Origin of the sequence: uncultured Adlercreutzia sp., from assembly GCA_910585575.1 — a bacterium.
GTDB lineage: Bacteria > Actinomycetota > Coriobacteriia > Coriobacteriales > Eggerthellaceae > Adlercreutzia.
This window is the reverse complement of the sequence record CAJUFS010000030.1, coordinates 22068-28441: the sequence shown is the minus strand read 5'-3', so window position 1 is coordinate 28441 and position 6374 is coordinate 22068. Positions and strand designations below refer to the sequence as shown.

6 protein-coding genes are annotated in these 6374 nt (G+C 60.2%); all 6 read right to left on the bottom strand.

Annotated elements, in window-relative coordinates:
* Positions 1 to 910: ABC transporter substrate-binding protein (locus QZ307_RS05710; protein ID WP_295997084.1), on the bottom strand; the 910-nt coding region annotated here is incomplete at its 3' end.
* A gap of 741 nt (positions 911 to 1651) precedes the next feature.
* Complete coding sequence (locus QZ307_RS05705) at positions 1652 to 2956, bottom strand: dihydroorotase (protein WP_295997081.1); 1305 nt, start codon at positions 2954 to 2956, stop codon at positions 1652 to 1654.
* Positions 2940 to 3884, bottom strand: a complete 945-nt coding sequence (locus QZ307_RS05700) for an aspartate carbamoyltransferase catalytic subunit (protein ID WP_295997079.1) — start codon at positions 3882 to 3884, stop codon at positions 2940 to 2942. The genes QZ307_RS05705 and QZ307_RS05700 overlap by 17 nt, the downstream gene beginning before the upstream one ends.
* Before the next feature lie 3 nt (positions 3885 to 3887).
* Complete coding sequence (gene pyrR / locus QZ307_RS05695) at positions 3888 to 4484, bottom strand: bifunctional pyr operon transcriptional regulator/uracil phosphoribosyltransferase PyrR (RefSeq protein WP_295997076.1); 597 nt, start codon at positions 4482 to 4484, stop codon at positions 3888 to 3890.
* A gap of 407 nt (positions 4485 to 4891) precedes the next feature.
* Positions 4892 to 5431 (bottom strand): rubrerythrin family protein, encoded by a 540-nt coding sequence (locus QZ307_RS05690; RefSeq protein WP_295997074.1) that lies wholly within the window; start codon positions 5429 to 5431, stop codon positions 4892 to 4894.
* Between the two features lie 200 nt (positions 5432 to 5631).
* Entirely contained in the window at positions 5632 to 6363 is a 732-nt protein-coding gene (locus QZ307_RS05685; RefSeq protein ID WP_295997071.1) for a cytochrome c3 family protein, read from the bottom strand.
* Positions 6364 to 6374 lie beyond the last annotated feature (11 nt).

The following is a 6374-nucleotide window of genomic DNA, read 5'->3' as shown; positions in this document are numbered from 1 at the left end:
GGTCGCGGTGCATGAAGGCCACCTGCTCGTAGGGCAGCACGCGGTCGGCCTTCACGGCCGGCAGGTTCTGCCACAGCTTCGAGTCGTCCACGTAGGCACTGTCGGCGCCATCCAGCACACCGTAGAGGATGAAGTCGCCGGCGTAGTCGGGCAGCGCCTCCACGGAGATGACCTTGTAGGTCTCGTCGCCGTCCACCATGGTGGACTGGATGGGCTCGGGCGCCTTCAGGCCCCACATGTCGTAGAGGATGGAGCCGCCGCGGGCGAAACGGCTGCCCATGGTATAGATCTCCTGCGGCCACACCTCCAGGATGGATACGGTACGGTCGCCCACGATGGATACCATTTCGTCTTTCACCATGGCCACCTTGTCGTTGAACTCGTTGATGTAGGCCTCGGCGGCTTCCTCCTTGTTCACGAGCGAGGCGATGTAGCGGAACAGATCCTCGTCGCTGCGCTTGCCGTCTTGGATGTAGACGGTGGGCGCGATCTTGGAGTACTTGTCGTAGTCGGCCTCGGTGATGGTGATGATAAGGTCGGGCTGCTTCTCGGCAATCATCTCCAGCGAAGTTTCGGCAGAAACCGTGTTCAGCTCCTCGATGCCGTCGCACATGCCGGCGAGGAACGGGTTGTTCAGCGCGTAAGGCGAGGCGATGACCGGCTTTACATCTACGGCTAGCAGTTCGCCCAAATAGTAATCGGAAACAATGGTCTGCGGATTGGCAGGAATCTCAACCTGTCCCTTGTCGGTGTCCACGGTGCGCATGCCGTTGGCGTTCGCGCTCGCATCGGTCGACTGGTTGCCCTCCTGGGCCGTTGCGGGTTGTTCGGAAGAGCATCCGCCAAGCACGGGAGTAAGTGCCGCCACGCCCATGAGCCCCATAAAAGTGCGTCGAGTAAGGAATGCCATAAAAGATCCTTTCGCTTATCGCCTGGGACCCCAAACGTCCTCAGGCGGCGGTTTCACCTTTGCGGGGATCGGCCCGATTTCGACATTCTGCAGCATTGAGAGCTGAGTGTTTCGGCGCTTCCCCGTGCCTTCATTGTAGTGAGCCGTGGCTTACTCGACGAAACCGCTATGCACCCGTTCTCCCCGCGACAGCCCCTCGTTACGAAGGGGTAAGGGGATTTGAGACTGGGTTTCTGCAACTGGGCAAATAGCAGGCGAAGATGGATGTCTGTTTTTGGTCAAATAACGGTCGAGGCGGGGCTTTTGTTTGAAATGAGACGACTAAGGTCGAAAATCGATCGAAGTTGATGCTTTGGTTCGCGTCACGATGGAAAATGCCGTCTAATTGGCCTGTGTCTAAAAGCATGAATTACTCTGACCTGGGAAAATCGCAATTGTTAGCCATTAACTCGGCTGCAAAAGCCCCGCTTTGAAGCACTTTTGACCTTAAAACTCATTTTTCAAACAAAAGCCCCGCTTCGAAGGTAATTTGACCATAAGGCAATAACAGCGCTCTTCTCGAAGCACCAATCTTCTTGAGACGACAATCTTCTCGAGACGACCATCTTCTCGCGGCGATAATCTCCTCGAAACAGATACGCCCCGAGCGGATTGCCCGGGGCGTGATGATGCCTGTAGATTTAGCGCTGCCAGCTTGCGCTCGATGGCGCTGTCTCTAGATAGTGCTTCCAGATAGTGCTTCTAAATAGTGCCGCCGTCGACCACGACGCCGTCCTGCATGGTGGCGTAGCCGCCGACGTAGGTGTCGGTGGCGCGGCCCGTCAGCTTGGCGCCGATGAAGCCGGAGTTGTTGGCCTTCGAGTAGAAGTCGCCCACTTCAACGGTCCATTCGGCCTCGGGGTCGATGACGGTGAGGTCGGCCGTGCTGCCAGCCTCGATCTTCACCGGCTCCTGGCGCAGGATCTCGCGGGGTGCCACCGCCATGGCCTGCACCATGCGACCGTAGTCGATAACGCCGGCGCGCACCAGGTGGGTGAGCACCAGGGACAGCGAGGTTTCCAGGCCGGTCATGCCGAAGGGCGCCAGCTCGAACTCGCGGTCCTTCTCCCAGTCGGTATGGGGCGCGTGGTCGGTGACGATGGCGTCGATGATGCCGTTCTTCAGGCCCTCGATGAGCGCGGCGGCATCCTCGGCGGTGCGCAGCGGCGGGTTCACCTTGAGCGCGGTCTGGTACTCGGCCGTGATATCGTCCTCGGTGAGGAACATGTGGTGCGGGGTTACCTCGCAGGTGACGGGCAGGCCCTCGGCCTTGGCCGCAGCCACCAGATCCAGGCCGCGCTTGGTGGTGATGTGCTGGATGTGCAGCGGGCAGCCGGTCAGGCGGCACAGAGCGATGTCACGGGCAATTTCCAGCTCTTCGCCCTCGGCGGGCCAACCCACCATACCCAGACGGGTGCTGGCCACGCCCTCGTTCACCTGGCCGTCGCCCACCAGGGAATCATCCTGGCAGTGAGCCATGATAACGGTGTCGAACTGCTTGGCATAGTCCATGACGCGGCGCATCATACCGGCATCCTGGATGCCGTGACCGTCGTCGGTGAACACCGGCGCGCCGTGCAGGTACATGTCGCCCATGTCCGAGAGCACCTCGCCCTTGAGGTCCTTCGAGCAGGCACCGGAAACCACCACGCGGCACTTCCCTACTGCAGCGGCGCGGGCCTTCACGTACTCCACGGCCACAGCGTCGTCCACCACCGGCGAGGTGTTGGGCATCGTACACACGGCGGTGAAGCCGCCATGGGCCGCTGCGCGCGTACCGGAGGCGATGTCCTCCTTCTGCTCCTGACCCGGATCGCGGAAGTGCACATGCAGGTCTACCAGGCCGGGTGTGATGATCTTGCCGGTCAGGTCGCGCTCCTCACCCTTCTCCATGGTGAGGTTGTGACCTACCTCGACGATCTTGCCATCGCGGATGAGAATGTCGGCTACCTCGTCAAGACCGATCTGCGGGTCGATCAGGTGTGCGTTCTTAAGCATCAATGCCATCGTTGCTACCTCCTAAGAGCAGATACAGGGCAGCCATGCGCACGAGCACGCCGGCGTAAACTTGATCGAGAATGATGGAGCGCTTCGGATGATCGGCCATGAAGCTGTCCAGCTCCACGCCGCGGTTGATGGGGCCCGGATGGCAGATGGTGGCATCGGGTTTCATGAGGCGGTCGCGCTCCTGGGTGAGGCCGTAGAGCAGGTTGTACTCGCGCAGGTTCGGATAGGGCGCGCCCTCGAAGCGCTCGCGCTGGATGCGCAGCATGTACACCACGTCCAGCTCGGGCAGGGCCTCGTCGAAGTTGCTGGTCACGTGATCGGCACCGAGGATGTCGGGGCGGGCGGGCAAAAGCGTCGGCGGTGCGATGACCGTTACCTCGCAGCCCATGATCTTCAGCGCGGGAATGAGCGAGCCGCACACACGGGAGTGGCTGATGTCGCCCACGACGCCCACGTGCAGGCCATTGAGATCGCCCTTCTCCTCCCAGATGGAGTACAGGTCGAGCAGCGCCTGCGTGGGATGTTGATGCTTGCCGTCGCCGGCATCGATAACCGACACACCGGACACATCGGCGATCTTACGCGGCACGCCGGCCCAGCGGTCGCGCACCACGATGCAGTCGATCTTGTAGGAGCAGAGCGTCTTCACCGTGTCCACGAGGCTCTCGCCCTTTACCGTGGCCGTGGAGGAGCCGCCGAAGTTCAGCGAGTCGGCGGACAGGCGCTTCTCGGCAATCTCGAAGGAGGAGCGCGTACGGGTGGACGGCTCGTTGAACATGTTCACCACGGTGAAGCCCTTGAGCGTGGGCACCTTCTTGATGCGACGCTCGTTGACCTGCTTAAAGGTCTTCGCCGTTTCCAGAATGGTCATGATGTCATCGGCCGAGTACTCAGTGATGTCGATAAGATGCTTGTGATCGAAGGCCATGCCCTATTCACCTCCATTGTTCTTGAGGGCGGCGGCGCCGGCGCGCTGGCCCGGCTCGATGTCGAGAATTTCCACGGCGGAGACGCCGTCAACCTCTTCGAGGAACAGGCGCACGTTCTCGCTGGAGGAGGAGGGCACGTTCTTGCCGACGAAATCGGCGCGAATGGGCAGCTCGCGATGGCCGCGGTCGACCAGTACGGCCAGCTCGACGGCGGCGGGGCGCCCGATGTCCATGAGGGCGTCGAGGGCGGCGCGAATGGTGCGGCCCGTGTACAGCACATCGTCGACCAGGACGACTACCTTGCCGTCGATGGAGAACGGGATGTCGGTGGAGTGAACCTCCGGGGCAAAATGGGTGGCGAAATCGTCGCGGTAGAAGCTGATATCCAGCTTGCCGAGGGGCACCTCCACCCCTTCGATTTCCTGAATCTTGTGGGCCAGCATCTTTGCCAGAAGATCGCCGCGGGTCACAATGCCCACGAGCGCGATGTTCTCGGCCCCCTTGTTGGCCTCGAGGATCTGGTGCGCCATACGCGTCACCGCTCGCTCGATGTCGTCTGCATCCATGCAGATCGACTTGACCTTGCTCTCGTCGTTCATACACACTCCCTTCGTTCAAGGATCGTGCGTACAGACTAGTGCCGGGAAGCCGCGCCGAGTTTTCACGACTCCCTCTTGCCGTCGCAGGGCAAAAAATAAAGCCCTGTCGACTGACAAAGGCTTCTGCTTCTTCGCGCTTTGCGCCTGCGTGAACCGTGGGCGTTCAGTGCGCTGATGTAGTTACCTTGTCGGCCTCTCTGTACCGCATTTAAAGGACGTGCTCAATATAGGACGCGCAACGATGACTTGCAACCCCCATAAATGAAATATTCAATTATTTCCGCGAACGGGCACGGCGGAAAACATAGGCAAGGCCCCAAAACAACAAAACGGGCCTGGCAGTTACCTACCAGGCCCGCTGTATCAACAGAGCTTGTTCGTCTAGTTAGGACGAACGGAACAATCACTTAGTAGTTCTCGGCACGAATCTCGAAGTGACCCTGGGGATGATCGCACACGGGGCAGCGCTCCGGCGGCTCGGTGCCGATATGGATATGGCCGCACACGGTGCACACCCACACCTTGACCTCGTTGCGACGGAAGACCTCGTCGTTGTTGATGCGATCCATCAACGCCTGGAAGCGCTCCTCGTGAGTAAGCTCGATCTTCGCCAGCATCTCGAACCAGTTGGCCAGGTCAACGAAGCCCTCCTCGCGAGCGTCGGCAGCGAACTTCTGATAGGCATCAACGCCCTCAGCTTCCTCGGAGGCCTTGGCGGCCTTCAGATTGTCCATGGTATGCGGCACAGCGCCGTCATGCAGCTTCTTGAACAGCAGCTTGGCATGATGCAGCTCGTTGCCGGCGGTCTCGTTGAAGATCTCAGAGATCTGCGTGTAGCCGTCCTTAGCAGCCTGCTGGCCATAGAAGGTGTACTCGCAATAGGCACGGCACTCCAAGTCGAGGGCCGCCTCAATGTTCTTCCAGGACTGGGAATCTTTCAGCTCCATCGGTCCACTCCTTTCAGGGCGCGGTCATAGGGGCTGCGCCAGTTGACTGACTCCATACTGAACCGATTTGATGACTTGATTCCTCAGAAAGAAAACCAGAAACCCCAACGTTACCAAACGTTAGAAAACCCGATACGTAATATAGCAAGAGGGCCGCCCAAACGGACGGCCCTCAAGGAAAAGCATTGGTCAGTTAAGACCTATTCGCCCTCCTGCACCTGCTTCAACAGCGTCTTGTTCTCGGCGGCGGTGATCCAGCCGTCGGGAATCTCAGCATCGTTGTGGCAGCTGGAGCAGTAGTTCACCGACGCGCGGTGAGCCTTGTGGCACTCGCTGCACTCGACGGTGCCATGCTGGGCCACATGGGGGTTGCGCTTCATGTCGGACGTGGCCTTGGCCAGATCGTCGCGGGTCATGTTGTGGCAGGCCTCGTTGAGGCAGAACTCGTCGGCCGGAATGCCGCGAGCCTCGGTGAGCTCGGCCAGGGTGCGCTCGGGCGGCACCATCAGGCCCGTCTGGGTATGCCAGACCTCGTAGTTACCGGAGATCCAGGACATGCCCTCGGAAATCTGCTCGCTCAGAGTAGGAACATGGCAGGACAGGCAGGTGTCACCGTTCTGAGCGCGATGCAGCGGAGCCATCATAGCGCTGGCGTTGGTGACCTCGTTGCCCCACTTGTCGGTGGAAGCCATATCGACCTCAGCCTCGTAGGTGGGCAGATAGGCATCCATGGGGGTGTGGCAAATGGCGTTGCAGAAGCTGGGCTGCTCATGCCAGACCCAGAAACCGGCGCCGGCCACCACTACGACGGCGACAACAACGCCGACGATGATGGGCCACTTCTTCTTGCCCTTTTTCTTTGCCTTGGGAGCCTGCTCCGCGGCCGCAGCGGTATCGGGAGCAGCTACCTCGGCCTTCTCTTCTTCCGTCATACATCCATCCT